The sequence below is a fragment of the Nocardioides speluncae genome (assembly GCF_003121585.1).
GTDB lineage: Bacteria > Actinomycetota > Actinomycetes > Propionibacteriales > Nocardioidaceae > Nocardioides > Nocardioides speluncae.
On the sequence record NZ_QEOO01000051.1, the window covers coordinates 91,602 to 116,805 of the forward strand.

A 25,204-nucleotide genomic window follows, 5' to 3' on the forward strand; every position below is an offset into this window, starting at 1 on the left:
GGCCGCATGACTCGCCGAACTCTCGCGGGCCTGATCGCCGTCGCGCTGCTGTTCGGCCTGTGGCTCGCCGCTCTCGTGCTGCCGCTGCCGTATGTCACCTACTCGCCCGGCATCACGGTCGACGTGCTGGCCGAGGATCAGGGCAAGGAGATCATCCAGGTCAACGGACACAAGACCTACCGCGACGACGGCGAGATCCGGATGACCACCGTCTACGTCACCCAGCGGGAGGCGCACATCTCGCTGTTCGAGGTGATGCGGGCGTGGATGAACGACGAGCGGGCGGTGGTGCCGTTCGACTCGGTCTACCGCGAGGGGCAGACCCAGGACGAGGACGAGACCGAGTCCGCCGTACAGATGGTCTCCTCGCAGGACGCCGCGATCGCGGCCGCGCTGCGCGAGCTCAAGGTCAAGGTGACGGCGGTGACCGAGGTGCTCAGCGTGTCCAGCGACATGCCCGCTGACGGCAAGCTCAAGGTCCGCGACCAGATCGTGTCGGTCAACGGCAAGGCGGTGGACTCGCCCGACGACATCATCAAGGCCGTGGAGGGTACGCCGGCCGGCAAGCAGGTCACCTTCCAGGTCAGGCGCAAGGACGCCGTCAAGAAGGTCGCGATCAAGCCCGAGAAGACCGAGGACGGGCCGAAGGTCGGCATCATCACCGGCCCCGGCTACGACTTCCCGTTCGACGTCTCGGTCGACATCCCCGACAGCATCGGCGGCCCGAGCGCGGGCCTGATGTTCTCGCTGGCCATCTACGACACACTGACCCCCGGCTCGCTGACCGACGGCGAGATCGTCGCCGGCACCGGCACCATCGACGGCGAGGGCAAGGTCGGCAGCATCGGCGGCATCCAGCAGAAGATCGTGGCCGCGCGGAAGTCCGGCGCCCGGCTGTTCATGGTGCCGCCGGACAACTGCGACGACGCGATCGGCGCCCAGAACGGCGACATGCGGCTGGTGAAGGCGACGACGATGCACGACGCCCTGAACGCGATCAAGTCCTGGGTGAAGGACCACGATGCCGAGCTGCCGACCTGCACGACGAAGGGATGACCTGCGTGAGTGAAGCCGAGCCACCGGAGCTGCGTGAGGACCTGCTCGACGACCTCGACAGTGACCCGGCGCTCGCCGCCGCCGTCCTGGAGATCGAGTCGCACATCGCCGACGCCGGCTGGGACCAGCCGGCCCGGCTCTACGCGCTGGTCGAGACCGCGCGGCTGGTCGAGCACGAGCCGCGGCTGGCCGCGGCGATGGGTCTGGACAGCTCGGCCGCGCGCGGCTCGCTGACGCCCGTCGAGCAGGACGAGCTGCCGCTGGACCAGCCGCTCGAGGACGTGCTGACCTCGATCGCCTGGCCGGACGGGGTCGCCGGCTGTGCGGCGGTGGTGGAGCGGCTGGTGCTGCCGCCCGGCGCGGACTCCGAGATCCCGGACGACCGCGAGGGTGCGACGGCGTACGCCGCGGAGCACCCGGACCGGCAGGAGGTGCGGATGGTGGCCGGCGTGACCCGCGCGGGCGCGACGTACTGCGCGCTGCGGCTGCGTGCCCACGACGACGACCAGTCGGTGGTCGGTGGCTCCGAGCTGGTCCCCGCGCTGCTCGAGCTGCTGCGGGCGACCTTCGACGACTCCGATGAACAGACTGACCAGGCCGATGAGGACGGTAGGACGCGATGAGTGGGCTCTTCGACGATGGCGACGACAACACGCGACGAGATCGTGACGAGCTCGCGCCGGTCGGGACGGGACGCTCCCGGGCGCTGCTGATCACCGCCGGCATCGTGGTCGCCGCGGTGCTGTTCACCGCGGCCTTCGCCGGCTTCTGGACCGACCGGCTGTGGTTCGACGCGGCCGGCTACGGCTCCGTGTGGAGCAAGCTGGTGTGGACCCGGATAGGGCTGTTCGCGGTCTTCGGCCTTCTGATGGCGCTGGCGGTCGCCGGCAACATGATCGCGGCGTACCGGCTCCGTCCGTTCTTCCGGCCGGCCTCCTCGGAGCAGACCAGCCTGGACCGCTACCGCGAGGCGGTCACCCCGATCCGGCTGTGGATCCTGATCGGGATCGCGGCGCTGATGGGCTTGTTCGCCGGCACCTCGGCGGCGGGGGAGTGGCGGCAGTACCTGCTGTGGCGCAACGGCGTCCCGTTCGGCACCAACGACCCGGTCTTCAACCGCGACATCGGCTTCTACGTCTTCGACCTGCCCTGGCTGCACTTCCTGGTCGACTTCGTGATGGCGGTGGCCGTGGTCTGCCTGCTGGTCGCGGCGGTCACTCACTACCTGTACGGCGGGATCCGGCTGCAGTCGCCGCACGACCGGCTCTCCGGGCCGGCTCAGGCGCAGCTGTCGATCCTGCTCGGCATCTTCGTGCTGGCCAAGGCCGCCGACTACTACCTGGACCGCTACGACCTGCTCACCGACAGCGGCCGGCTGATCGACGGCATGACCTACACCGACGACCATGCGGTGCTACCCGCGAAGAACATCCTGATGGGCATCGCGGTCATCTGCGCGCTGCTGTTCTTCCTCAACGTGTGGCGCCGGACCTGGTTGCTGCCGACCGTCGGGCTCGGCCTGTTCGTGCTGTCGGCGATCCTGCTCGGCCTGATCTGGCCGGGCATCGTGCAGCAGTTCCAGGTGTCGCCGTCGGAGGCCGACAAGGAGGCGCCGTACATCAAACGCAACATCGACGCCACCCGCGCGGCGTACGACATCGCGAACGTGGAACCCGAGACGTACACCGGCGCGCTCAGCCTGGAGGGGAAGGACCTCGCGACCGAGGCCGGCAAGAGCGACGTCCGCCTGGTCGACCCGAAGATCGTGCACCAGACCTTCGAGCAGAAGCAGCAGCAGAAGTCCTACTACACCGTCGCCGACGTGCTCGACGTGGATCGCTATGAGATCGGTGGCCGAGAGCGGGACGTGGTGCTGGGCGTGCGTGAGCTCGACCAGTCGGGCCTCGCCGACGACAACAAGAACTGGCTCAACCTGCATACCGTCTACACCCACGGGTACGGCGTGGTCGGCGCCTACGGCGACCAGAAGCAGACCACCGGTGATCCGGTCTGGGCCGAGGCCGAGGAGCCGCCCGTCCACGAGCTGAGCAAGTCCGCCGAGGACTACAACCCGCGGATCTACTACGGCGAGCGGAGCCCCAGCTACTCGGTGGTCGGAAAGGCGTCCGAGGGCGCCGACGACGTCGAGCTGGACCGCCCCTCCGCGACGGAGGAGGACGAGGAGGCGGGGACCAACAACACCTATGACGGCGCGGGTGGGGTCTCGCTCGAGAGCTCGTTCAACAAGTTCCTGTACGCCGTGAAGTTCGGTGAGGCGAATCTGGTGCTCTCCGAGCGGGTCAACGACAACTCCAAGATCCTCTACGACCGCGACCCGCGGGAGATGGTCGAGAGGGTCGCGCCGTGGCTGATCGTGGACCGCGACCCGTTCCCCGTCGTCGCCGACGGCCGGATCGTGTGGGTGCTGGACGGTTACACGAGCACCGACCGCTACCCGCTGTCCGAGCGTGGCTCGTTCGAGGACATGACCGACGACGCCCTGGATACCACGTCCGAGTTCCGGACGCTGCCGACCGACGAGATCAACTACCTGCGCAACGCCGTGAAGGCCACCGTCGACGCCTACGACGGCACCGTCACCCTCTACGGCTGGGACGAGACCGACCCGATGCTGAAGGCGTGGATGAGCGCCTTCCCGGACACGGTCAAACCGAAGTCGGAGATCCCGGAAGCGATCGAGAGCCACCTGCGCTACCCCGAGGACCTGTTCAAGGTGCAGCGCTACCAGCTCGCGAAGTACCACGTCACCGACGCCGCCGACTTCTACGAAGGTCGCGACCGCTGGGACGTCCCGGAGGACCCGGAGATCGACGGCCGCCTGCAGCCGCCGTACCGGGTCTCAGTGACGCTGCCCAACGAGGAGGGCGAGGGTGTCGGCACCCCGGAGTTCTCGCTGACCTCGGTCTTCGTGCCGAACAAGCGCAGCAACCTGGCCGGCTTCATGGCCGTGGACTCCAACGCCACCTCCGACGGTTACGGCAAGCTGCGGATCCTCAGCGTCAGCGACGAGGGGACTCAGAGCCAGGGCCCCGGCCAGGTGGCCAACGACTTTAGCGGCGACAAGGCCGTCCGCGACGAGCTGTTCACACTGCAGCAAGGGGCGACGGTGACGTACGGCAACCTGCTCACCCTGCCCGTCGCCGATGGCTTCATGAACGTCCAACCCGTCTATGCGACCCGTGGTGGCGGCGCGGGTGCGTATCCGCAGCTGTCGAAGGTCCTGGTCGCCCTGGGTTCGTCGATCGGCATCGGCAACGACTTCAACGAGGCGATCCAGAACGCGCTCAGCGTCGACGGCACCACACCCCCGGAGGAGGATCCCGAGGATCCGGGCGAGGAGCCACCGGGCCAGGAGGACCCGCCCGCCGGTACGCCGCAGGCCGAGGCGATCCGCCTGCTCCGGCTCGCCGATGACGAGTACGCCAAGGCGCGGGCCGCGTTGCGAGAAGGCAACTTCGCTGCTTATGACGCCGCGATCACGAAGGCGGAGCAGTACACGGCCGACGCGCTCGAGGCCCTCGAAGGCGCCGAGCCAACCGAGCCAGCCGAGCCGGCCGCGTCCGACGAGAACGCGACCCGCTCACCGGTGGAGTCCTCGAGCACCGGCTGAGCCGACCGCGAGGAGAGTCGACCAAAGGGCCCGAACCCACCGGCCGTGGGTTCGGGCCCTTTGCTGCTCGCCGAAGTGGCGCAAGGTTCGGCCCGAGGTGCGCCGGCCGCGTCGCGCACCCCCGATTTGGTCGCAGTCCCAGCATCACGTAACCTTGGGTTCACCGACGCGGGGTGGAGCAGCTCGGTAGCTCGCTGGGCTCATAACCCAGAGGTCGCAGGTTCAAATCCTGCCCCCGCTACAAAATGACGAGGCCCGGACCAACTGGTCCGGGCCTCGTCGCATTTGGTCTCTGACCCGCAGTCTAGGTGGCTGTGCCGGGCGGTCGTGAGGTGTCGAGGAGTTCGTGGACGGCGTTCACGATGTCGCTCTCGCCGAGGAGCACAGTCTCGGCCGCAGGTCCGAGCGGGATGAAGCTGTCGGCGCTGGTGACGCGGGAGAGCCGGCCCTGGTATCCGGCGTCGACCAGAGCCGCGACGACGCCCTCCGAGACGCCCCCGCTGTGCCGGGTCTCGTCGACGACCAGGACCGCCGCGAACTCGTCGGCGACCGAGGTCAGGGCCTCGACCGGGAGCGGCGCGAGCCAGCGCAGGTCGAGCACCGTGGACTCCACGCCGTTGCCGGCCAGCGTCATGGCCGCTCGCCGGCTCAGGTGCACCCCGTTTCCGAAGGTGACGAGCAGTACGTCGCGCCCGTCGCCGTACCGGCCGATCTCGCCGAGCGGGGTGCTGGGCACGTTGGGCGCCGGGTACGACGCGGTCCACTCGCCGTCGCCCGCCTCCAGGAGATCGCGGGTGTGATAGCGCGCGATGGGCTCGAGGAACACGCACACGCGGCCGTCCTCGCGCGCTAGGTGGAAGCAGGTCCGCAACAGGCCGGGTGCCACCTCCGGGTGGCTCGGCACGGCCAGCAACAGGCCGGGGATGTCTCGCAGTACGGAGACCGAGTTGTCGTTGTGGAAGTGACCGCCGAACCCACGCTGGTAAGCCAGCCCGGCGACCCGGACGACCATGCCGTTCTGGTACTGCCCGTCGGAGAAGAACCGCAGGCTGGCGGCCTCGCCCCGCAGCTGGTCCTCGGCGTTGTGCAGGTAGGCGAGGTACTGGATCTCGGGCATGGGCACGTAGCCCGCAAGGGCCGTACCGAGCGCGGTCCCGAGGACGGTCTGTTCGTCGAGCAGGGTGTCGAAGACCCGATGGCCGCCGAAGCGCTTCCGGAGCCCGCGGGTGACGCCGTACACCCCGCCCTTGACGGCGACATCCTCCCCGAACACCAGCGCTTCGGGATGGGCGCACATGAGGTCGGTGAGGGTGGCGTTGACCGCTTGCGCGAGAGTCATCGGCGGCCCATCTTCGGGCAGGCGGCCGCGCCAGGCCCGGAGCCGACTCTCCTGCGTGACTCTGTGGGTGACCGAGGTGCGGGCGGGCAGGGTGAGCGGCGCCATGACCGCCTCCCTGCTGGCGAGCTGCTCCTCGTCGAGCGCCTGCTTGGCCCCGTCCATGACCGTCCGCCGGACCGTTTCGTACCGCTCCAGGATCGCGGTCGGCGACATCGCGCCGCGGCGGACCAGCGCCAGTGCGGTGTGGAGGACAGGGTCTCGCGCGTAGTCGGCCAGGATCTCGCTGCGGGAGCGGTAGGCGATCTCCGTGTCCGACCCGGCGTGGCCCATGAATCTGACCGTGCGCAGGTGGAGTACGCCGGGCTGGCGGCTCTCGCGGACGCTCGCCAAGGCCTCGCTGACCACGGACAGCAGCGACTCGGGATCCGCGCCGTCCGCTTCCCAGTACCGCAGACCAGGAAGTCGCTGGAGCGCGGCGGCCGGCCAGCCGCTGGGAGACCTGGTGCTGATCCCGATCCCGTTATCCTCGCACACGAAGAGGACCGGGCACGGGATTGCGCGGTGGCGCAGGTAAGCGGCCGCGTTCAGCGCTCCGGTGACCGTGGAGTGGTTCGCGGAGGCGTCACCGAAGCTGCACAGCACGACGGCGTCGACCGGCCACACGTGCCCGACTCCCGTGACTCGGCTGAGGTCGAGGGCGTAGGCGAGACCCACTGCCCGAGGAGGGTGAGACCCGATCGTCGAGGTCTGGGGAATGATGTTCAGACCCGGGTGGCCGAACACCTTGTGCCGACCGCCCGACATCGGATCGCTCCTCGCCGAAGTCAGGCTGGCGAGCACATCTCGGACGGCGTCACCCCTGCCCGCGCGGGCAGCGCGCGCGGCGTAGAACCCACCGGATCGATAGTGGAGGAGAGCCGGGTCGTCCACCCTCGACAGGAGGCCGAGGGCGGCGTTGCCTTCGTGACCCGCCGAGCCGATCGTGTAGTGGCCCTTGCCCTGCGACTGGAGCCACCGGGCCGCGAAGTCGAGATGGCGGCTCTGTGCCTGGGCCTCGAACAGGTCGAGTAGTACGTCGGTGTCTGCGCCAGTACGTCGGCTGGCCGAGCCGGCGCTTTGCGCGCGGAGCACACGGACGAAGTGCTCGTCGATCGTCTCCACGATGCTGCTCCTGTCGGCGTACTCGGCTCAGGCGGTGAGCGCGGGTCCGATCCAGCGGCGGACCAGGGAACGGAGTTGGTCATCGGTCCGCGGTGGGGCGGCCGGAAACTGGAGCAGCGATATGAACAGTCGCATCAGGACCTCCGCCAGGCTCGCGAGCTCCTCGTCCGAGGCTACGCCGGCCTCCTCCCAGTCGACCGGCACGTTGCGGAGGATGCGCGCGCCCACCTGGAAGGCTTCCGAGGACGTAGCGCCGGCCGTGAAGAAGTCCGTTTCGCTCGCCTGGACGAGCAGGCTCAGGTAGCGCTCGTTGGGGACGGTGCGAACCGCGAACACGATTGACTCCACCGCGACGTCCTGAGCGGTGTGGAAGCCGGAAAGATGCTGCTCCATCCGCTCGGCGAAGTCGTCGACGCCGGCTTGGGCCACGGCGCCGAGGATGTCATTCAGACTCGGGTAGTACCGGTACACGGTCTGACGGGTTACGCCGAGCTCGTTCGCGACATCGGACAGGCTGACCTTGGCCAGCCCGGTGCGGTCGATGCACGCGGTCGCCGCCTCGACGATGCGTCGCCGCGCGGCATCCTCGGTGCCGGGAGGGTTTCCTTGCCAACCGTGATGTCCCATAGGCATAGCGTGGCGGACGACGGGGTGTCAGGTCAGTGCGGGGGACTGCGCCCGACTGTGCGTTCGGTACATGGCGGTGAGCAGCAGTACGGCGCCGGCGAAGCAGGCGAGGGCGTAGGGGCCGCTGCCCGTCGGCGTACCGTCACTCGTGAGTCCACCATGGGCGCCGAGATAGGCGGGCAAAGCGGTGATCCAGAACAGAGCCATCCCGCCCAGATACAGCGCTGGGTAGTACCGCGAGAACGACGCCAACGGCTCCAACGGCTCGTGGTTGGCCCGGTACTCCCGAACGACGATGAACGCCCCGGCCAACCACACCACGGCAAGCTCGACGCCGAGGATCCAGGCCTGGGCAGAGGTGTTCGGGTCGTCCCCGCCGAAGAGACTCGACGGTATGCCAGCGATCGCCATCGTCGGCGGGGTCAGGATGCCCGCCAGCAGAACCCGCAGCGCGAGCGAGGTGCCGTGCCGGGGCCGTCCGTCGGCCCCGGTTCCGCCGGTGAGCCGCACGACCAGGTAGGTCATCGCGCCCATCGAGACCGATGCGAACAGTACGACGCTGTTCATCGGCACCGACGCCATCATCGGATGGTTGACCAGCGTGTTGTCCTGGTTCCAGGCCCACCACTTGAGCTGGGGTCCGATCTGGTCGAACACCTCGTAGAACACCTGGCAGGCGAAGGCCACGGCGACCGCCCCGGTGGCGGCGCCACGGTTCTTGAAGATGCCGAGGGCGCGGATCAGCTCGTAGGCGAGCTGGCTGATGGCGGGATAGAAAGCGACGATGTACAGGGGCAGGCGGTCCCACATGAACTGAACCGTGAACTGGTTGTGCGCGAAGATGAACCCGTACTGCTTGTCCAGGCCGAACCACTCCGGGAAGTACAACGGCGGCTCGGTGACGAAGAGGTACACCAGGGACGTGAACCACAGCGCGAGGTTGGTCGGGTCCCCCTGCCGGTATCGCCGCCACGCGTGCACCAGCGCAAAGACCGCGCCGCCGATGATGAGAGCCTCGAGGACTGGCATCGACCAGTGCGCGAGATCCCACGGCGCGCGTACCGAGACCACGGTCGACACGTCGTGGCAGTCGAATCCCAGCTCGCGGGTGACCTGCTCCGCTGCGGGCTCGCAGGTCGAGCTCATCGGGCGCTCGCAGTCACCGGGGAGGCGCCGCCGCCGGGCATGGAGTAGTCGGTGGCCGGTGGCTCGGCCTGTGGATCGAACCCGAACGGGACGCGATGGCGACCCAAGGCGGAGCGCACTTGGTAGCGCAGCAGACCTGCGAGAACCCGAGGGCTCTTCAGCATGTCGCCGATCGGCTCATCCAGGTTGAACACCCTGGCGAAGTGCTGGTCGACGACGTCGTCCTCGCGCGCTGCGCCAACGATGAACCGGAACGCCGGATCGCTGAGCGCCGCCACGATCCGGCGCCGCCACTCAGGCAGCTGCTCGGTCCCGACCGCGCATTCGTACCCCCGGTCCCGGGCCATAGCCAGGCCCCACGGAACCTTCAGGCGGGTCCGCTGTGCGGTCAACAGGCGAGCGTAGAACCCGGCGTCCAGCTGGCTGCCTTGCTCGGTGGCGATCGCCAGCTGGTCCCTGAGGAGAAGCGCGGAGCTGGATGCCGAGCTCAGTCCCTGGGCGTAGAACGGGTTGAACGCGCAGATCGAGTCGCCGACGAAGACCAGGCCCCGGGGCGGGTGCTGCCAGCGGTCGTAACGGCGCCACTTGTTGCCGGTCGCCCGGGTCAGGTGGACCTCGGACGTCGGTGTGCTGCGGTCCATCGCGGCCGCGAACACCGGCGTTCGAACCCGCCTGGCCGACGCCACGAACTCCTCGGTAGTCCGCGGCATGGCAAGCCCCCAGGAACCCATGCACGCGATCGCGCGGTTTCCTTCGATGGGGAAGAAGTTGACGAGGTACTCGTGCTCGGGCGGGTGCTCGCCCTTGCCCTCGGTCGGCATGATCACCAGGTGCTTCCACCACCAGGACTCGGGACGTTCCGAGGCGGAGGGCAGGTCGTACCAACGCGAGGTGTAGGTGACCTTGGCGTCAAGAGTCTGGACGGGCGCTGCTGGCCACCCTGCCGCGACGAGCCATTCGCCGACGGCTGACCCCCGGCCAAGGGCATCGACCACGATGTCCGCCTCGACATGGTCCTCGCCGGCTGCTGTTGCGAAGCGGACGCCCGTGACCTCCCCGTTCGGTGTGCCGCCACCCCGGGTCGCAAGGCCTCGGACGGTCACGCCCTCACGGACGGTGACGTTCTCGTGGCGCCGAACGTGGTCCCGAAGGACCCGCTCGATGAGGATCCGGGAGCTGTAGATCATGGTCATCGAGCTGCTCTTGCGGGCCGACCATCCTTCGCCCTGGAGGTAGCCCGCGTCCATCGACGGCATCAGGTGAAGTCCGCCGCGGGCGATCAGCTCGTCCTCGAATCCAGGGAAGAGCTCGTTGATCGCACGCCGACCGGAGTTCAGCAGGAAGTGCGGATGCTTGCTCTGCGGGACGCCCCTCCGGTGCTCGGCCTCGGCGGGGAGGTCGTCGCGCTCGAGGACGAGCACGCGCTCGAAGTGTCGGGCTAGTGCCCCTGCTGAGCACACTCCGGCAGCACTGCCGCCGAGCACCACGGCCGTCGTCCCAAGCTTCATCGCTAGTCGCCGCCTCTCAATCATACAAAGATGCAGTGAATGTATGAATGTGCTGATGGGATGTCAAGCGTGGGGAGTCGACATGCTGGGGCGAAGGTTCAGCGGGCGCAGTTTCAACTCCTGGCCCCCACTACAAGTGAAAGTAGCAGGTCAGCAGGGGCGGCTTCCGGAGCGTGCCGGGAGCCAACTGTGACGTCATACGAGCGCGAATCCTTAACAGGTAAGGTCCTGTCAAGGACGCTGTCTGTTTGTGTAAGGCTTTACAGATAACCTCTTGAAGAGGACTATGTCTGTTATGAGAATCCCGCTCCAGAGCGAGTACGTCGACGTCGGGGAGGCCGCCCGCCTGCTCAACGTGACGAAGCGCCACGTCGCGCGACTCGGCGACCTCGGCGCGATTCGCTACGTCGGCCACGGGCTTGTGGAGCGTGACTCCGTCATCGAATACCTACAGGAACGCGAGTTCTCGCGTACGCGCGCTTGGAGTGAGGAGACCGCGTGGGGCGCAGTGGCGCTGCTGTCCGGTCTCAAGGTCGACTGGCTCGGCCAGGTGCAGACATCTCGGCTCCGAGGTCGGCTGCGAAAGCTTGCCGATGATGAGCGTGGATCGCATGAGATCGTCGGCCGTGCTCGGAACCGAGCCGTGGTGCGGAGGTATGAGTCCTTTGGGTTCCTCGCGCCCATGATGCGCAAGGAGATCGTGGCGGTCAGCCGTCGGCGACTCGGGCTGGCTGACGCCCGAAGGGACCACGTCGACGGATACATCGAAGCGGGCGTTCTGGCAGATCTGGAGAAGCGTTACGGCCTTCGGCGCAGCGCGCGCGGCACCATGATCATCCGGGCGACTACGTTTGACATCCGCGTCGTCAAGCGGATCGCTACCAAGGGAAACGGGGCTCTTGCGGCCATGGACGCGGCCGGCTCGACTGACTCGCGTGAGCACGGAGTCGGCACACGTGCCCTGACCGCGTACCTGGAGGGGTTCGCGCGTGGCCGCACCCACTAGTAGCCCGGCGGGCGCGGAGCCGCCAGATGATGCGAATCCTCCGGCGGCAGAACGTCCGACGTTCCACGTGAAGACGCCCGCCGGCGGCTGGGCCTACCCATGGCCGAACGTCGCAGAGTTGGCTCGGGTGCTGTCCGCAGATCGTTGGACACTGATAGGCGGCCTGATGACACAGCTGCACGCCATCCACCGTGGCATCAACGCCGTCAGACCAACGAACGACGTTGACATCGCCTTGCACATCGAAACGGCGCGAGGGACTCCAAACGCCACCGCCGACGCACTGGAGTCGCTGGGATACGAGATAAAGAAGAACATCGACCCGCGCAACAACGTCGCCCACCGGTTCACCCGCGGAGAAACCCATGTCGACGTCGTCAGCGGTGGTCCTGCTGAGGACGTCATCGACGTCGTCGCCGATCACCCGGCGCCGAGTGTCGAGGAGCAGATGCGACGCATGGACATGGTTAGGATTCCGGGCGGCACGCAAGCACTGCGGCGGACCGCGAACTACCAGCTTGAGTTCGCCAAGGGTGAGATCACCACAATCTCGGTGCCGCGCCCATTCGGGGCCCTGAACCTGAAGGCTGCGGCCTACGTCGCCGACAGTCGCGACCCCGGCCGGCACCTGCAAGACGCCGCGGTTCTCCTGGCCTGCATCGACGACCCGTTCGCCGAGATCGCCCAACTCGCCGTCTCGGACCGCAAACGCCTCGCTGTCCTGCGCCGTGAGCTCGTCGAAACCCACAACGCTTGGTGGCAGATGCCCGCTGACGACGCCGACTGGGGAAGGGCCATCCTCCGGGTGCTCTGTCCACCCGAGTAGCAGCCGCCGCATCGGACAACAACTCCGGGGCGCCGAACCTGACCTCGGCCCGGTCGCCGAGGCGCTGAGGACGACCGTGCCGGACGCGGCGAAGGCGGCGTTCCACTGCCTCGCCGCGGCCGAGCCGGCCGAGTTCGACCTCGACGACAACGGGTTCGTCGACGCGGTCAGGCGGAGAGGCGTGCTCCGGTCTCGGTGTCGAACACGTGGACGTGGGCCGGGTCGGTGGTGACGTAGACCGTCTGGCCCTTCTGGTGGTCGCGGCGGGCTTCGATCCGGACCACGACGTTGGCGGGGGTTCCCTCGACGTCGCAGGTGCCGTAGATGTAGGCGTCCGCGCCGAGCTCCTCGACGACGGTCACCCGAACGGGCAGGCCGCCGTCCTTGGCGCCGACCATCCGCCAGTTCTCCGGACGGACGCCGACGGTGATGGCGCCGGTGATCTTGGTGGCGGCGGAGCGGTCGATCGGTACGTCGTACCCGCCGATCGTGGCCATGCCGTCGTGGGCGCTGGCGCTCATCAGGTTCATGCCGGGCGAGCCGATGAATCCGGCGACGAACAGGTTGGCCGGCTTGTCGTAGAGCGCGAGCGGCGTGTCGACCTGCTGGAGTACGCCGTCCTTGAGGACCGCGACCCGGTCGCCCATGGTCATCGCCTCGATCTGGTCGTGGGTGACGTAGACGGTGGTGACGCCGAGCCGCTGCTGGAGCGCCGCGATCTGGGTGCGGGTCGAGACCCGGAGCTTGGCGTCGAGGTTCGACAGCGGCTCGTCCATGCAGAACACCTGGGGCTCGCGGACGATCGCGCGGCCCATCGCCACCCGCTGCCGCTGGCCGCCGGACAGCGCCTTCGGTTTGCGGTCGAGGTAGTCGGTGAGGTCGAGCAGCTTCGCCGCCTCCTGGACCCGCTTCATCCGCTCGGCCCGGTCGATGCCGGCCATCTTCAGCGAGAAGGCCATGTTGTCGGCGACCGACATGTGCGGGTAGAGGGCGTAGTTCTGGAAGACCATCGCGATGTCGCGGTCCTTCGGCGGCAGGTGCGTGACGTCGCGGTCACCGATCTGGATCGAGCCGGACGTCACCTCCTCCAGGCCGGCGAGCATCCGGAGCGAGGTGGACTTGCCGCACCCGGACGGGCCGACGAGGACCATGAACTCGCCGTCCTCGATCTCCAGGTCCAGATTGTCGACGGCGGGCTGCTTGGCGCCGGGATAGACGCGCTGCGCCTTGTTGTAGGTCACTGATGCCATGTTCTGCACTTCCCTTCACCGGCAGGAACGTGCCGGACGATCCGTTGTCGGGGACATAGTGGTCATCTCCGGAAGTTCATCGGGGTCTGAGCGGCCAGGGCACGCACATCGCTGCGTTGTCGTCGGTCGACGGGCCACCGGCCCGCCTCCCTCCGACGCCTTGCGCTGCACGCACCCTGACCACTCATACCCTTCGACGAACTTCCGGAGATGACCACTGTTGCTCTCGTAGTTCTAGGTCCTTGCCAGCGCCAGAGCAAGCGCTCCCATCACTTCGGCCCGTTCGCCGAGCTGGCTGCCGACGACGGTGACCGCCGCGGACGCACTCGGTTGGGCGTGCCTGTCGACGGCCTCGCGGACGCCGGTGATGAGCGTGGTGGACGCACCAAGGGTGCCGCCAATGACGATGCGCTCCGGGTTGAGCACGTTGCACAGGTCGGCGAGCACCCGGCCGATGCTGCGGCCGGCGTCGGCAAGAAGTCGGTCGGCGCCCATGTCGCCGCCCTCGGCCAGCGCGAGCATCAGCTCGACGGTGAGCTCGCGGTCGTGGGTGGGCTGGAGCAGCTGGACCAGCTGGGGTCCGGAGACGAACGTCTCGAGGCAGCCGCGGCTGCCGCAGCGGCATACCTTGCCGGCCGGGTCGACCTGCACGTGGCCGAGCTCGCCGGCGATGCCGGTCGCGCCCCGGATCAGGCTGCCGTCGGCGATGATGCCGGCGCCGAGGCCGGTCGCCGCCTTGACGTAGATCGCGTTGCTGACCCCGTGGGCGGCGCCGAAGGCCAGCTCGCCGAGCGCGCCCATGTGGGCGTCGTTCTCGACGTGCGCCGCGAGACCGGTACGGCGCTCGAGCTCGGCGCCGGGCTGGAGGCCTCGCCAGTGCGGCAGGATCGAGGAGGTCATCCGGCCGTCGCGGTCGACCGGGCCCGGGATCCCCAGGCCGACGCCGCGGACCTCGTCGGCGCCGACGTTGTGGTTGTCCAGCAGGCCGAGCGCCTGGTCGGCGAGCCGGTCGAGGGTCTCCGCCGGCTGGTCGTCGACCGCGAAGCCGAGCTGCAGCTCGTCCAGGATCGAGGCGTCGAGGCGGGCGAGTGCCAGCCGCATGTGCGAGTGGCCGACGTCGATGGCGAGCACCGCGCCGCGGTTGCTCGCCAGCTCCAGAAGTACCGGTGGCCGGCCGCGGACCCCGCGGTGCGGCGTACCCCGCTCCTCGCGCTCGACGACCAGCCGATCGCTGAGCAGCTCGCCCACCAGGCTGGAGACCGCGGTCCGGGACAGGCCGGTCGCGCGCATCAGGTCGGCGCGGCTCAGTGAGCCGGCGGACTCGATGGCGCGCAACAGCGCCGCGCGGTTGGCCGCGCGCAGGCTCCCGAGAGACCCGCCAGTCGTCATGGCGGTGACGCTAGCCCATTTTCTTCTTGCAAAGAACTAAAATCTGACTCAATCCGCGTCTTTTATGTCTTGACGTGGAGGAAGTGCGGCGACAAAGTGTCTCCCAAGGCAGGATTTCGAACCTGGAGGACGGTCATGGGACACAAGCGACGGGCATGGGGCGCTGCCCTGGCCGCGATGGCGCTGCTGGCGACGAGCGCTTGCGGTGGCGATGACGGAGGCGACGGCGGCGGTAGCGACGTCGAGGTCTTCACTTGGTGGGCGAGCGGCAGCGAGAAGGCCGGTCTCGACGCCCTGGTGGCGGTGTTCGACGAGCAGAACCCGGACCTCAAGTTCATCAACGGCTCCGTGGCCGGTGGCGCCGGCAAGGACGCGAAGAACGTCCTCGCGTCGCGGCTGCAGCAGGAGGACCCGCCGGACACGTTCCAGGCCCACGCCGGAGCCGAGCTCACCGACTACATCAACAACGGCCAGATCCAGGACCTGACCTCGATGTACGACGAGGAGGGCTGGAACGACGTCTTCCCCGAGACCCTGATCGAGCGGCTCAAGCAGGACGGCAAGATCTACTCGGTCCCCTCCAACATCCACCGCGCCAACGTGGTCTGGGCGAACAACGCCGTCCTCACCGACGCCGGACTGGACCCGAAGGCAAAGTACGCCTCGCTCGACGAGTGGTTCGCGGCCCTGGACAAGGTGAAGGCCAAGGGCAAGGTCGCGCTGTCGATCGCGACCGACTGGACCCAGGTGCACCTGCTCGAGACCGTGCTGCTCGCGGACCTCGGCGAGGAGGCCTACAACGGTCTCTGGGACGGGTCGACCGACTGGAGCGGTGACGAGGTCAAGGCCGCGCTGGAGGACTACTCCAAGCTGCTGAGCTACACCAACGAGGACCGGCAGTCGCTCGACTGGCCCGACGCCACGCAGATGGTCATCGACGGCGAGGCCGGCTTCAACGTGATGGGCGACTGGGCGGTCGCGGCGTTCGACGAGAACCAGAAGACGCTGGACACCGACTACGTCGCGTTCCCGGTGCCGGGCACCGAGGGCGTCTTCGACTTCCTGGCCGACTCGTTCACGCTGCCGGTCGGCGCGCCCAACGAGGACGGCACGAAAGCCTGGCTGCAGACCGTTGCGAGCCCCGAGGGCCAGGAGGCCTTCAACGCGGCGAAGGGCTCGATCCCGGCCAACACCGAGGCCGACACCTCGGCGTTCGGTCCCTACCAGCAGACCGCGATCGAGGACTACGCGTCCGACCAGATCGTCTCCTCGCTGGCCCACGGCGCGGCGGTCCCGATCAGCTGGCTGACCGACGTCACCTCGGCGGTGGCGAAGTTCAGCGCGAACGGCGACGTCGACGAGCTCCAGGGTGACCTGGCCGACGCGGCGGAGAAGGCGGCCGGCTAGCGCCAAGTTCCGACGTACGACGCGACACCCTGACGCAAAGTCACCCTTCGGAGGACACGTGCGCCGCTCCTGGCGAACCTGGGCACCAGGCCTGATCCTGCTGCTGCCGTCGATGGTCCTGATCGGGATCTTCGTCTACGGCCTGATCGTGGCCAACGTGCAGACCTCGCTGACCGACCAGCACACCCGGGTCGGCCCAGGGAACTGGGCCGGCCTGGAGAACTACCGGACGCTCTTCGGCGACGAGGACTTCCGGTACGGGCTGCGGAACCTGCTCTACTACACGCTGGCGTTCCTGGCCGGCACGCTGCTGATCGGGTTCGTGTGGGCCTGGCTGCTGGAGCGAGGGCTGTGGGGCGAGGGTTTCTTCCGGGCGGTCTACCTGTTCCCGATGGCGGTGTCGTTCATCGCCTCCGGTGTGGTCTGGCGGTGGCTGCTCAACAGCGCCGAGGGTGATCGGGCGACCGGCCTGAACCGAGGGTTCGACAGTCTGCATCTCGGCTTCCTCTCGAACGAGTGGTGGAGCAACGAGCGCTGGGGGATCCTGGCGATCGCCGTACCCGCGGTCTGGCAGCTGGCCGGCTACGTGATGGCGCTGTTCCTGGCCGGCTTCCGCGGGATCCCCGAGGAGCTTCGGGAGGCGGCGCGGATGGACGGCGCGTCGGAGTGGAAGCTGTACCGGCACGTGATCTTCCCGCAGCTCTCGCCGGTCGCGCTCTCGGCGATCATCATCGTCGGGCACATGTCGCTGAAGGTCTTCGACCTGATCGTGGCGATCGCGGGCGACACCAACTACACGACGAAGGTGCCGGCCATCGACCTCTGGACCGAGTACAGCCGCGGCGACTACGCGATCTCGTCGGCGATCGGCACCGTCTTGCTGGTGATCGTCGCGGTGCTGATCGTGCCGTACCTGGTCTACACCTTCCGGCAGGAGCGTCGCCGATGACCACCGAGACGCTCCCCGACGTACCCAAGACGCACACGCCGGTACGCCGTCACAAGTCGGGCTCGATCATCAGCCTGATCCTGCGCTACGCGCTCCTGGTCTTCTTCCTGTTCGTGGTGCTGATCCCGGCGTACGTCCTGTTCATCACCAGCTTCAAGGGGCCCGGCGACGCGACCCCGTCGCGCGCCTGGCTGTTCCCGCAGGAGTGGACGACCGATGGCTGGAAGAGCGCGTGGGACACGCTGTCGCCGGCGCTGTGGCGGACCTTCGCGATGGTGATCCCGGCGTCGATCATCTCGGCGGTGATCGGCTCGCTGAACGGCTTCGTGCTGTCGCGGTGGCGCTTCCCCGGAGCGGACATCGTGTTCACGCTGATCCTGTTCGGGATGTTCATCCCGTACCAGGCCGTGCTGGTGCCGCTGGTCAGCCTGATGGGCGACCTGCAGATCGACAAGGGCGTGCCCAGCCTGATCGTGCTGCACGTGGTGTACGGCATCCCGATCACCACCCTGATCTTCCGCAACTACTACTCCAGCGTCCCGCAGGACCTGGTCGAGGCGGCCCGGGTGGACGGCGCCGGGATGCTGCGCACCTACGGCTGGATCTTCCTGCCGCTGTCGGCGCCCGCCTTCGTGGTGGTGCTGATCTGGCAGTTCACCTCGGCGTGGAACGACTACCTGTTCGCGCTGTTCTTCTCCAGCTCCCGCAACGGCCCGGTCACGATCAGCCTGAAGTTCCTGGCCAGCGGCCAGCTCCAGGACTACTCCGCGAGCATGGCCGGCGCGCTGATCGCGTCGGTGCCGACCCTGATCGTGTACGTCGTACTCGGGCGCTGGTTCGTCGGCGGCCTGATGGCCGGCTCGGTCAAGGGCTGAGGGTTTGGCGTAGTCGGTCGCCTACAATCGACCACATGACCGCGAATCGCGACGAGTTGATTCACCTGATCGAAGGTATGCCCGACGATCAGGTTGACGCGCTGCTTGCGGACGCTCGCCGGCTGGCTGAGGAGAAGCGGAAGAGCAGTTGGCCGCCGAGGTTCGTGGGGATGATCAAGGACGGGCCCACAAACGGTTCGTCGTCCGAGTACGTCGATTCCGTCCTGTCGCGAGGCTTCGGTAACGAGCGTTGATCGTTTGCGACACTGGCCCGCTCGTCGCATTGTCGAGTAAGCGCGACGAGCACTACTTCACCGCCAACGACCTCTTCCGTGACCTCCACATGGCTGGGGAGACGCTGCTGCTGCCCTCGACCGTACTTGCAGAGACGTGCTATTGGCTCAACGAGCACGGTGGTCCCGAGGTCGAGGCGGCCTTCCTGGATGCGGTTGCCGAAGAGACGTTCAAGCTTGTCGATCTGACCACCGAGGACGTCGAACGGATGGCCGAGCTGGTCCGCAAGTTCTCGTCGTTCCCGCTCGGTGGTACGGACGCTTCGGTCGTCGCACTGGCGGAGCGCCTGGGTGCGAGCGAGATCGCGACCTTCGACCGCCGACACTTCGCGGCGATCACGCCGAAGCACGGTGGTCATTTCACGCTGCTCCCAGAGACTCTGTGACCGGACACGGCCCAGTCAGGCCGCTCGAAACTTCGTCTCGAAGTGCCACGCGAGGGCGTCGCGATCAGGCTTCAGCTCGGGGTGGGCAGGTTCGGGGATGAGGTAACCGTCCGCTTCTCGGTCATAGAACTCGACTCCGTTCCAGCCGTGATCGCGAAGCTGCGGGGAGACCCTCAGGTGTAGGTCGGGGTCGATGCTGAGGTAGCCGCGGTCGAAGAGACGATGCACGTCGGTTCGCAGCAGAATCCCGTTCGAGACCGCATGAGCGCCGCCTTCCGCGAATGGTCGGATGTGCGCCGCCTCGAGGCTGGGAAACGTGCCGCTCCTGGTGATGACGCAGCGATTCTCGTACGCCGCGGCCACGGCTCGCTTGAAGTGACCTTGCCCCATCCGTGGGCGCACGAGCGCGGGCGGTCCGTGTCGAGGGCCCTGCCAGTCCAGGGCGATGCCGCGCAGATCGGGCTCCCAGACGAGGTCGATGCGAGCGCGCTCCTGCAACGCGCCGAAGGCATGCTGGACGTACTCGGTATCCGGTCGCTTCTCAGGCTGAGCCAGGTCGTAGCCGGTGTGGGTCACGCTGTTCCTCGCCCAGTTGGGGGGTTCGGGGAGCTCCTCGCCCCTCACGGCGAAGAAGATGTTGCGAAGGATCACGCAGCCGATGGTCGGGTCCGGTTCCGTGCCCTCAGACGGCCCAGCCCGGTAAGACCGGGCTCGTGCCAACAGTTCAGCCTCGTCGGCGACACCGTTGGCCGGCCCCCAGATCGTCCATGCCTCACTGACCCGCAGTTCGACGTACTCGTCGAAGAAGCCGCCGCCGACCAACGAGTATCCCGGGATGTCGACGTGCCGGAACTTCTTGGGGTCCTTGGTCTTGAAGAGGAAGGGCTCGCCCGGGGACAAGGCTTTGAAGCCGTGTGGAGACGGCTGCCAGAAGTTCGCCTCAGTGAGTTCGCTCCGGTCGCGCAAGAACGCCGCCCACCGGTTGTCCGTCACGCCGACGACGATCCTCATGCGCGGAGCATATGGCCCGCTGATGGCACAGAGGTCAGAGCGCGGCGTACGCCGTGGCGATCTGGGCGCCGAGTCGTGCGTTGTTGCGCACGAGCGCGATGTTCGCGGTGAGGCTGGCGCCGCCGGTGATCTCGACGATGCGGCCGAGGAGGAACGGGGTCGCGTCCTTGCCGTGGATGCCGGCGGCCTCCATGTCACTGAGCGCTTGCTCGATGACGGCGGCCATCTCCGACTCCGGGACCTCGTCGGCCTCCGGGATGGGGTTGACCAGGGATACCCCGCCCGTGAGGCCGAGGCGCCACTTGGCCGCCATCAGTGCTGCGACCTCGGCGGGCGTGTCGAGCCGCATCGGCGCCTGATACCCGCTCTCCCGGGAGAAGAAGGCGGGGAACTCGTCGGTGCCGTAGGCCACGACGGGAACGCCGAGGGTCTCCAGCGCTTCGAGGGTCAGCCCGATGTCGAGGATGCTCTTCACGCCGGCCGAGACGACAGCGACGTTGGTCAGCGACAGCTCGGTGAGGTCGGCGCTGATGTCGAACGTCTGCTGGGCGCCTCGGTGGACGCCACCGAGACCGCCGGTGACGAAGACGCTGATCCCGGCGAGGGCGGCCAGGCGCATGGTCGCGGCGACCGTGGTCGCGCCGTGGAGACCTCGGGCGACGATGTAGGGAAGGTCGCGCACGCTGACCTTGGCCACCTCGGAGCTGCTCGCGAGCAGCTCGAGACTGTCGCGGTCGAGCCCGACGTGCGGTCGGCCGTCGAGCAGCGCGATCGTGGCGGGCACCGCGCCGCCGTCGCGGATGATCTGCTCGACATCGGTCGCCATCTCGACGTTCTGCGGGTAGGGCATGCCGTGGCTGATGATCGTGCTCTCGAGCGCGACGACCGGCGTCCGGTCGCGCAGCGCGGTGGCGACCTCGTCGCTGAGGACGAGGTCAGGGTGGACGGCGGTCATCGGTACTCCTGGGTGGGTGTCAGGTGAGGGCTGGCAGCGCGGACCGGACCAGGCGTTCGGTCAGGTCGGTGCGCACGGTGTCGGTGCTGGCCACGGTCAGCGCGGCCGCCGCGTGCCCGAACCTCACCGCGGACGCGGGCTCCTCGCCGGCAAGGAGGGCATGACAGAACGCCGCAAGCGCGGCATCGCCGGCACCCGTCACGTCATCGACCTCGGTGGGGATGGCGGGGATGGTCACCGGTTCGGCGTCGGCTCCGCTCAGCAGTGAGCCGCGGTCGCCGAGCCGGACCCAGACCAGCTCGACGCCGCGGTCGTGGAGGCTGGCGGCGGCTTGCAAGACCTCGGAGTCGGTGTCGGTGGGAAGGCCGGTCAGGGCGCCGAGCTCGGCGCGGTTCGGGGTGACGGCGTACAGCGGTCTGTCGGCGGCCAGCGCCGGCGCCAGCGCACGCGCTTTGGGGACGCTGACCGGCTCCAGTACGGCGCGCGCGCCCGCCGCGGCGGCGAGGTTCAGGGTGTGTTGCAGCGTGTCGAGGCGCAGGTTCCCGTCGGCAATGACCATGCCGGAGGCCGCGATCAGGTCTCGCGCCTCACTGACGTGTTCCGGCCCCAGCCGCTCGGTGGCGGTCATCGCCGAGACGGCGACGACCAGCTCGCCGTCGGAGTCGAGGACGGCGGTGTAGGTGCCGGTTGGTTCGTCGGTGCGCAGCACGTGCTCGAGCCGAACACCGGCCGCGGCGGTCTGCGACATCACGGTCTCGCCCAGGGGATCGCGCCCCACGACGCTGACCAGGTGGGTCCGGGTGCCGAGCCGAGCGAGGTTCTCGGCGATGTTGCGGCCCACCCCTCCGGGCCGCATCGAGGCGCTGCCCGGGTTGCTCGTGCCGGGCGTCGCCGGAGCGGCGCTGCGCGCCTTGACGTCGACGTTGGTGCCGCCGACCACGACGACTCCGGGTGCATCGCTGAGCAGGTAGCCGCGCCCCAGCACGACCCCCTTCCGGCTCAGGTTCGACAGGTGCACGTTGACGGCGGCCGTACTGCTGCCGATCCGCTCGGCGATCGCCGACGGCTTGATCGTCGGCTCGCGCCGCAACAACGCGACGATCTCCCGCTCCCGCTTCGTCAAGTGCATGCTTAGAACTATAAAGGACCTTTGGCGATCTAAGTGTGAAGCGGGCTGGTCAATCCTCGAGAGCAAGTCGAGGGCGTTTCACTACACTGATTGGCGGAGGTGTTTCCGATGACCGCAGCAGCCGCATTCGATCCGGAGCCCGTCCCGCTCGTACGGGACGAGGCAGACCGACTGATGGTTGCGGGCACCCGTATCTCGCTCGACGTACTCGTTGCGGCTTTCAAGCGGGGCAAGACTCCGGAGGCGATCCACGACGCCTACGAGACTGTCTCGCTCGCCGACGTCTATGCGGTGTTCACGTACTACCTCAGGCATCGGGGTGAGGTTGAGGCATACCTCGCGGAGCAAGAGCGCGACGGCGCGGAGATCCAGGCGCAGATGGAGGCGGAGTACCGCCCCGAGGGCCTGCGCGCCACCCTGCTCGCTCGGCTGGACACGTGACCGTTCGGCTGCTGGCTGACGAGAACATCGATCCCGATATCGTCTTGGGCCTGCAACGGCGGGTGGAACGGGTTGACATCGTTCGCGTCCAGGAGGTCGGGCTTCGTACTGTCGATGATCCGACCATTCTCCAGTGGGCTGCCGATGCGGGCCGAGTGCTGGTCTCGCACGACCTCAAGACCATTCCCGGTTTCGCGCACGACCGCATCAAGGCCGGTCTGCCCATGCCCGGCGTGTTCCTCGCTCGGTCGACGCTCCCGATTGCCGACATGATTGACGAGCTCGCGCTCATCGTCGAGGCAAGCGAGGCCGATGAATGGTCAGGGCGGGTCGTCTATCTGCCGTTGCGTTGAGGATGGTGTCTGTGTTCAACACGACTGAGGCTGCCACGATGCTCGGGTTGTCGCGGCCGACTCTGATGAAACTTGTTGAGTCCGTGGAGATTGACCACGTCAAGGTCGGCACGCATCACCGGATCCCGGCTCAAGCGATCCTGGACTTCCAGCGCGCCCGCAACGCGCGGCGGGCGAAGGCAGCAGAGGCGCTTGCGGAGTTCTCCGACGAGATCGGCTTGGTCGATTGACACTCTCAGTCGCTGAGTAAGCACGCGCCGTACGCCGTGCCGCCACGTCAGCCGTCCAGTTCGCCCCAGATCCGCAGCCGGGCGACGCCGCCGTCGGGGAAGACGTCGAGCCGAACCTGGCTGACGGGCTCCGGTGAGGAGACCAGGAACTCATGACGGGTGTCCGGCTGGAGACGCGTGCGCGGCAGGAGCGCGAGCGGGCCGCTGGTGAGCGAGGCCCAGCCGGGGGCGTTGCCGACGAAGTACGTCGTGTCGATCTCGACGCGCTGGACCCGGCCCGGCGTGGCGAGGCCGACCACGACGTAGTCGTTGCCGTCGTCGCGCCGGCGGGCGTTCTCCCAGCCGTCGCCCATGTGGGTCGGCGGTCCGGGCTGGAGCAGGTTCTCGGGCGCGGAGTAGAAGCGGTTGGAGCAGTCGATGATCGTCCCACCCGAAGCGAGGTCGACCGACCCGACCTGTGGCTCGGGACGAGGCTCGCCGTGCACCCGGAAGCGGGCGACGCCGCCGTCGGGGTAGATGGAGAGGCGCACGTGGGTGACCCGTTCGTCGGACGCGACCTCGAAGAGGTTGGGGGTGTCCCCGAGCAACGGGACCCGGCCGAGCAGCGGTACCCAGTCGGTGATCTCCAACGGCGCCGGATAGCCGGACGCGGCGGCACCCTCCACCGACGCGTGCGGTGGGTAGTTACCGGTGAAGTACGCCGTGTCGATCACGACCCCGCGCACCACGCCGGGAACCCCGAGCCTGACCACGGCCCAGTCGTTGCCGGGCTCCCGCCGCCGGCGCGTCTCCCAGCCGTCGTACACCTTCCCCTTGTGGCCGAAGGCGTCGGTCGCCTCGGCAGGACCGGGCTTGATCAGGTTCTCCTTCTCCGCGAAGAGCTCGTCGTTGGCGAACACCACGCCGCCACCGAGCGCGCGGGAGGCCAAGTCGGGGAGGTCGGTGAAGGTTGTCGGCTCACCGGTCATCGGCTCAGCAGCCTTCCGTGCGGGTCGCCGTCGACGTCGACGGGGGCGCCGCGCAGCCAGGTGCTGCGTACGACGCCGGAGAGCGTCATCCCGTCATACGGCGTGACCGGGTTCTTGTGATGGAGGTCGGCACCCGCCACCGCGAACGAGTCGTCGGGGGCGAAGACCACCAGGTCCGCGTCGTGGCCGACCTCGATGGCGCCCTTCTGAGAGAGCCCCACCAGGGCGGCCGGTGCTGCCGACATCCAGCGCACGACGTCGGCCAGCGAGAACCCCCGCTCGCGCGCGCCCGTCCACACCGCCGACAGCCCGAGCTGGAGCGAGGCGATGCCACCCCAGGCGGTGCCGAAGTCGCCGGTGGTCTTGATGTCGGCGGTGGCCGGCGAGTGGTCCGAAACGACCAGCCCGATCGCGCCGCTGCGCAGCCCGTCCCACAGCGCCTCGCGGTTGGCCTCTTCACGGATCGGCGGGCAGCACTTGAACTGCGTGGCGTCATCGCCGATCTCCTCGGCCCGGAACGTGAGGTAATGCGGGCAGGTCTCGGCCGTGACCTGCCTCAACAGCGGCAGCGCGTCCGCGCTCGACACGTGCACGATGTGCGCGCGGCAACCGGTCGCCTCGGACAGTTCCGCGACGTGCGCGATCGCGGCCGCCTCGCTGCGCCCCGGCCGCGACGCCAGGAAGCTCGCGTAGTCCGGGCCGGAGGTCCCGATGGCCTGCGCGTCCTCGGCGTGTACGACGAGCAGGGCGCCGAGGTCGGCAAGCGACGCCATCGCGTCGCCGACCTGGTCCAGGCTCAGCGGCGGGAACTCCTCCACACCCGAGTCGACCAGGAAGCACTTGAACCCGAAGACCCCGGCGTCGTGGAGATCGCGGAGGTCTGCGAGGTTGCCCGGGATCGCGCCGCCCCAGAAGCCGACGTCCACGAAGCACTGGCCGGTGGCGGCCTTCCGCTTCACCTCCAGCGCATCGACGGTAACGGTCGGCGGGATCGAGTTCAGCGGCATGTCGACGATCGTGGTCACCCCACCGGCCGCGGCGGCGCGGGTCGCGGAGGCGAACCCCTCCCACTCGGTGCGCCCGGGCTCGTTGACGTGGACGTGGGTGTCGACCAGGCCGGGCAGCAGCACCTCGTCATCGGCGAGTACGACGTCCGCGTCGCCCAGCGAGCCGATCGCGGTGATCACGCCGTCGGTCGCCCGCACCTGGCAGCGCACCTCGCCCGACGGCAGGAGCACGCGTCCGGAGAACCTGGTCACGAGGGGAGG

24 protein-coding genes and 1 tRNA gene are annotated in these 25,204 nt (G+C 68.3%); 14 read left to right on the forward strand and 11 right to left on the reverse strand.

Annotation, left to right across the window (positions count from 1 at the left end):
- Positions 1-6: 6 nt before the first annotated feature.
- The 4 genes from DDV73_RS27060 (at position 7) to DDV73_RS27075 (ending at position 4,928) form a co-directional block, all read left to right on the forward strand.
- The gene (locus DDV73_RS27060) at positions 7-1,056 is read left to right on the forward strand and encodes a YlbL family protein (RefSeq protein WP_109510386.1); all 1,050 of its coding nucleotides are present in this window, start codon (positions 7-9) and stop codon (positions 1,054-1,056) included.
- Between the two features lie 5 nt (positions 1,057-1,061).
- On the forward strand, positions 1,062-1,679 hold the full coding sequence (locus DDV73_RS27065; protein ID WP_240617514.1) for a PPA1309 family protein: 618 nt from the start codon (positions 1,062-1,064) through the stop codon (positions 1,677-1,679).
- Positions 1,676-4,687 (forward strand): UPF0182 family membrane protein, encoded by a 3,012-nt coding sequence (locus DDV73_RS27070; protein ID WP_109510387.1) that lies wholly within the window; start codon positions 1,676-1,678, stop codon positions 4,685-4,687. Before DDV73_RS27065 ends, DDV73_RS27070 begins: the two co-directional genes overlap by 4 nt.
- Before the next feature lie 167 nt (positions 4,688-4,854).
- A tRNA-Met gene (locus DDV73_RS27075) sits at positions 4,855-4,928 on the forward strand.
- A gap of 63 nt (positions 4,929-4,991) precedes the next feature.
- On the opposite strand, the gene DDV73_RS27080 is transcribed toward DDV73_RS27075, so the two are convergent.
- Genes DDV73_RS27080 through DDV73_RS27095 form a run of 4 tightly spaced genes read right to left on the reverse strand, consistent with a single transcriptional unit; the run spans position 4,992 to position 10,492 of the window.
- Positions 4,992-7,187 (reverse strand): thiamine pyrophosphate-dependent enzyme, encoded by a 2,196-nt coding sequence (locus DDV73_RS27080; RefSeq protein ID WP_109510388.1) that lies wholly within the window; start codon positions 7,185-7,187, stop codon positions 4,992-4,994.
- A 27-nt stretch (positions 7,188-7,214) separates the two neighbouring features.
- Positions 7,215-7,814, reverse strand: coding sequence for a TetR/AcrR family transcriptional regulator (locus DDV73_RS27085; protein ID WP_109510389.1), 600 nt, complete (start codon positions 7,812-7,814; stop codon positions 7,215-7,217).
- A gap of 27 nt (positions 7,815-7,841) precedes the next feature.
- Positions 7,842-8,960 (reverse strand): hypothetical protein, encoded by a 1,119-nt coding sequence (locus tag DDV73_RS27090; RefSeq protein ID WP_109510390.1) that lies wholly within the window; start codon positions 8,958-8,960, stop codon positions 7,842-7,844.
- Positions 8,957-10,492, reverse strand: coding sequence for an FAD-dependent oxidoreductase (locus DDV73_RS27095; protein WP_338066413.1), 1,536 nt, complete (start codon positions 10,490-10,492; stop codon positions 8,957-8,959). Before DDV73_RS27095 ends, DDV73_RS27090 begins: the two co-directional genes overlap by 4 nt.
- 271 nt (positions 10,493-10,763) lie before the next feature.
- On the opposite strand from DDV73_RS27095, the gene DDV73_RS27100 reads away from it, so the two are divergent.
- The gene (locus DDV73_RS27100) at positions 10,764-11,474 is read left to right on the forward strand and encodes a helix-turn-helix domain-containing protein (protein WP_109510392.1); all 711 of its coding nucleotides are present in this window, start codon (positions 10,764-10,766) and stop codon (positions 11,472-11,474) included.
- A 166-nt stretch (positions 11,475-11,640) separates the two neighbouring features.
- Positions 11,641-12,300: a hypothetical protein gene (locus DDV73_RS27105; protein WP_240617516.1), complete on the forward strand. Its 660-nt coding sequence runs from the start codon at positions 11,641-11,643 to the stop codon at positions 12,298-12,300.
- Between the two features lie 167 nt (positions 12,301-12,467).
- Here DDV73_RS27105 and DDV73_RS27110 read toward each other — a convergent pair whose 3' ends face one another.
- A complete protein-coding gene (locus DDV73_RS27110; protein WP_109510510.1) occupies positions 12,468-13,550 on the reverse strand; it encodes an ABC transporter ATP-binding protein in 1,083 nt (360 codons plus the stop codon).
- Positions 13,551-13,784: 234 nt separating this feature from the next.
- On the reverse strand, positions 13,785-14,939 hold the full coding sequence (locus tag DDV73_RS27115; RefSeq protein ID WP_109510394.1) for an ROK family protein: 1,155 nt from the start codon (positions 14,937-14,939) through the stop codon (positions 13,785-13,787).
- A 135-nt stretch (positions 14,940-15,074) separates the two neighbouring features.
- On the opposite strand from DDV73_RS27115, the gene DDV73_RS27120 reads away from it, so the two are divergent.
- The 5 genes from DDV73_RS27120 (at position 15,075) to DDV73_RS27140 (ending at position 18,849) form a co-directional block, all read left to right on the forward strand.
- The gene (locus DDV73_RS27120; RefSeq protein ID WP_109510395.1) at positions 15,075-16,346 is read left to right on the forward strand and encodes an ABC transporter substrate-binding protein; all 1,272 of its coding nucleotides are present in this window, start codon (positions 15,075-15,077) and stop codon (positions 16,344-16,346) included.
- A gap of 112 nt (positions 16,347-16,458) precedes the next feature.
- Positions 16,459-17,295, forward strand: coding sequence for a carbohydrate ABC transporter permease (locus DDV73_RS27125; protein ID WP_109510511.1), 837 nt, complete (start codon positions 16,459-16,461; stop codon positions 17,293-17,295).
- Positions 17,292-18,170, forward strand: coding sequence for a carbohydrate ABC transporter permease (locus DDV73_RS27130; RefSeq protein ID WP_109510396.1), 879 nt, complete (start codon positions 17,292-17,294; stop codon positions 18,168-18,170). Before DDV73_RS27125 ends, DDV73_RS27130 begins: the two co-directional genes overlap by 4 nt.
- 35 nt (positions 18,171-18,205) lie before the next feature.
- Positions 18,206-18,424 carry a hypothetical protein gene (locus tag DDV73_RS27135; RefSeq protein ID WP_109510397.1) on the forward strand — a complete coding sequence of 73 codons (219 nt, stop codon included), beginning with the start codon at positions 18,206-18,208 and terminating at the stop codon, positions 18,422-18,424.
- Positions 18,421-18,849 carry a type II toxin-antitoxin system VapC family toxin gene (locus DDV73_RS27140; protein ID WP_109510398.1) on the forward strand — a complete coding sequence of 143 codons (429 nt, stop codon included), beginning with the start codon at positions 18,421-18,423 and terminating at the stop codon, positions 18,847-18,849. The genes DDV73_RS27135 and DDV73_RS27140 overlap by 4 nt, the downstream gene beginning before the upstream one ends.
- 15 nt (positions 18,850-18,864) lie before the next feature.
- On the opposite strand, the gene DDV73_RS27145 is transcribed toward DDV73_RS27140, so the two are convergent.
- From DDV73_RS27145 to DDV73_RS27155, 3 genes are read right to left on the reverse strand one after another with little or no spacing between them, the layout of a single operon-like run.
- The gene (locus DDV73_RS27145; protein WP_109510399.1) at positions 18,865-19,860 is read right to left on the reverse strand and encodes an HNH endonuclease; all 996 of its coding nucleotides are present in this window, start codon (positions 19,858-19,860) and stop codon (positions 18,865-18,867) included.
- Between the two features lie 34 nt (positions 19,861-19,894).
- Positions 19,895-20,815, reverse strand: a complete 921-nt coding sequence (locus DDV73_RS27150) for a pseudouridine-5'-phosphate glycosidase (protein WP_109510400.1) — start codon at positions 20,813-20,815, stop codon at positions 19,895-19,897.
- A gap of 19 nt (positions 20,816-20,834) precedes the next feature.
- Entirely contained in the window at positions 20,835-21,944 is a 1,110-nt protein-coding gene (locus DDV73_RS27155) for a carbohydrate kinase (RefSeq protein ID WP_109510401.1), read from the reverse strand.
- 108 nt (positions 21,945-22,052) lie between these two features.
- Here DDV73_RS27155 and DDV73_RS27160 point away from each other — a divergent pair, with 108 nt between their 5' ends.
- Genes DDV73_RS27160 through DDV73_RS27170 form a run of 3 tightly spaced genes read left to right on the forward strand, consistent with a single transcriptional unit; the run spans position 22,053 to position 22,968 of the window.
- Complete coding sequence (locus DDV73_RS27160) at positions 22,053-22,385, forward strand: DUF433 domain-containing protein (protein WP_109510402.1); 333 nt, start codon at positions 22,053-22,055, stop codon at positions 22,383-22,385.
- A complete protein-coding gene (locus DDV73_RS27165; RefSeq protein WP_109510403.1) occupies positions 22,382-22,738 on the forward strand; it encodes a DUF5615 family PIN-like protein in 357 nt (118 codons plus the stop codon). Before DDV73_RS27160 ends, DDV73_RS27165 begins: the two co-directional genes overlap by 4 nt.
- 2 nt (positions 22,739-22,740) lie before the next feature.
- A complete protein-coding gene (locus tag DDV73_RS27170) occupies positions 22,741-22,968 on the forward strand; it encodes a helix-turn-helix domain-containing protein (protein WP_276310151.1) in 228 nt (75 codons plus the stop codon).
- Positions 22,969-23,015: 47 nt separating this feature from the next.
- On the opposite strand, the gene alc is transcribed toward DDV73_RS27170, so the two are convergent.
- Positions 23,016-23,936: an allantoicase gene (gene alc / locus DDV73_RS27175; protein WP_109510405.1), complete on the reverse strand. Its 921-nt coding sequence runs from the start codon at positions 23,934-23,936 to the stop codon at positions 23,016-23,018.
- Positions 23,933-25,195, reverse strand: coding sequence for an allantoinase AllB (allB, locus tag DDV73_RS27180; RefSeq protein ID WP_240617518.1), 1,263 nt, complete (start codon positions 25,193-25,195; stop codon positions 23,933-23,935). Before allB ends, alc begins: the two co-directional genes overlap by 4 nt.
- Positions 25,196-25,204 lie beyond the last annotated feature (9 nt).

Coding starts and splice junctions, on each gene's coding strand:
- DDV73_RS27125 (WP_109510511.1), top strand. CDS start 16,459: ATGGTCCTGATCGGGATCTTCGTCTACGGCCTGATCGTGGCCAACGTG.
- DDV73_RS27095 (WP_338066413.1), bottom strand. CDS start 10,492: ATGATTGAGAGGCGGCGACTAGCGATGAAGCTTGGGACGACGGCCGTG.
- DDV73_RS27100 (WP_109510392.1), top strand. CDS start 10,764: ATGAGAATCCCGCTCCAGAGCGAGTACGTCGACGTCGGGGAGGCCGCC.
- DDV73_RS27155 (WP_109510401.1), bottom strand. CDS start 21,944: ATGCACTTGACGAAGCGGGAGCGGGAGATCGTCGCGTTGTTGCGGCGC.
- DDV73_RS27110 (WP_109510510.1), bottom strand. CDS start 13,550: ATGGCATCAGTGACCTACAACAAGGCGCAGCGCGTCTATCCCGGCGCC.
- DDV73_RS27130 (WP_109510396.1), top strand. CDS start 17,292: ATGACCACCGAGACGCTCCCCGACGTACCCAAGACGCACACGCCGGTA.
- DDV73_RS27090 (WP_109510390.1), bottom strand. CDS start 8,960: ATGAGCTCGACCTGCGAGCCCGCAGCGGAGCAGGTCACCCGCGAGCTG.
- DDV73_RS27120 (WP_109510395.1), top strand. CDS start 15,075: ATGGGACACAAGCGACGGGCATGGGGCGCTGCCCTGGCCGCGATGGCG.
- DDV73_RS27085 (WP_109510389.1), bottom strand. CDS start 7,814: ATGGGACATCACGGTTGGCAAGGAAACCCTCCCGGCACCGAGGATGCC.
- DDV73_RS27160 (WP_109510402.1), top strand. CDS start 22,053: ATGACCGCAGCAGCCGCATTCGATCCGGAGCCCGTCCCGCTCGTACGG.
- DDV73_RS27115 (WP_109510394.1), bottom strand. CDS start 14,939: ATGACGACTGGCGGGTCTCTCGGGAGCCTGCGCGCGGCCAACCGCGCG.
- DDV73_RS27150 (WP_109510400.1), bottom strand. CDS start 20,815: ATGACCGCCGTCCACCCTGACCTCGTCCTCAGCGACGAGGTCGCCACC.
- DDV73_RS27170 (WP_276310151.1), top strand. CDS start 22,741: ATGGTGTCTGTGTTCAACACGACTGAGGCTGCCACGATGCTCGGGTTG.
- DDV73_RS27070 (WP_109510387.1), top strand. CDS start 1,676: ATGAGTGGGCTCTTCGACGATGGCGACGACAACACGCGACGAGATCGT.
- alc (WP_109510405.1), bottom strand. CDS start 23,936: ATGACCGGTGAGCCGACAACCTTCACCGACCTCCCCGACTTGGCCTCC.
- DDV73_RS27060 (WP_109510386.1), top strand. CDS start 7: ATGACTCGCCGAACTCTCGCGGGCCTGATCGCCGTCGCGCTGCTGTTC.
- DDV73_RS27105 (WP_240617516.1), top strand. CDS start 11,641: ATGACACAGCTGCACGCCATCCACCGTGGCATCAACGCCGTCAGACCA.
- DDV73_RS27135 (WP_109510397.1), top strand. CDS start 18,206: ATGACCGCGAATCGCGACGAGTTGATTCACCTGATCGAAGGTATGCCC.
- DDV73_RS27145 (WP_109510399.1), bottom strand. CDS start 19,860: ATGAGGATCGTCGTCGGCGTGACGGACAACCGGTGGGCGGCGTTCTTG.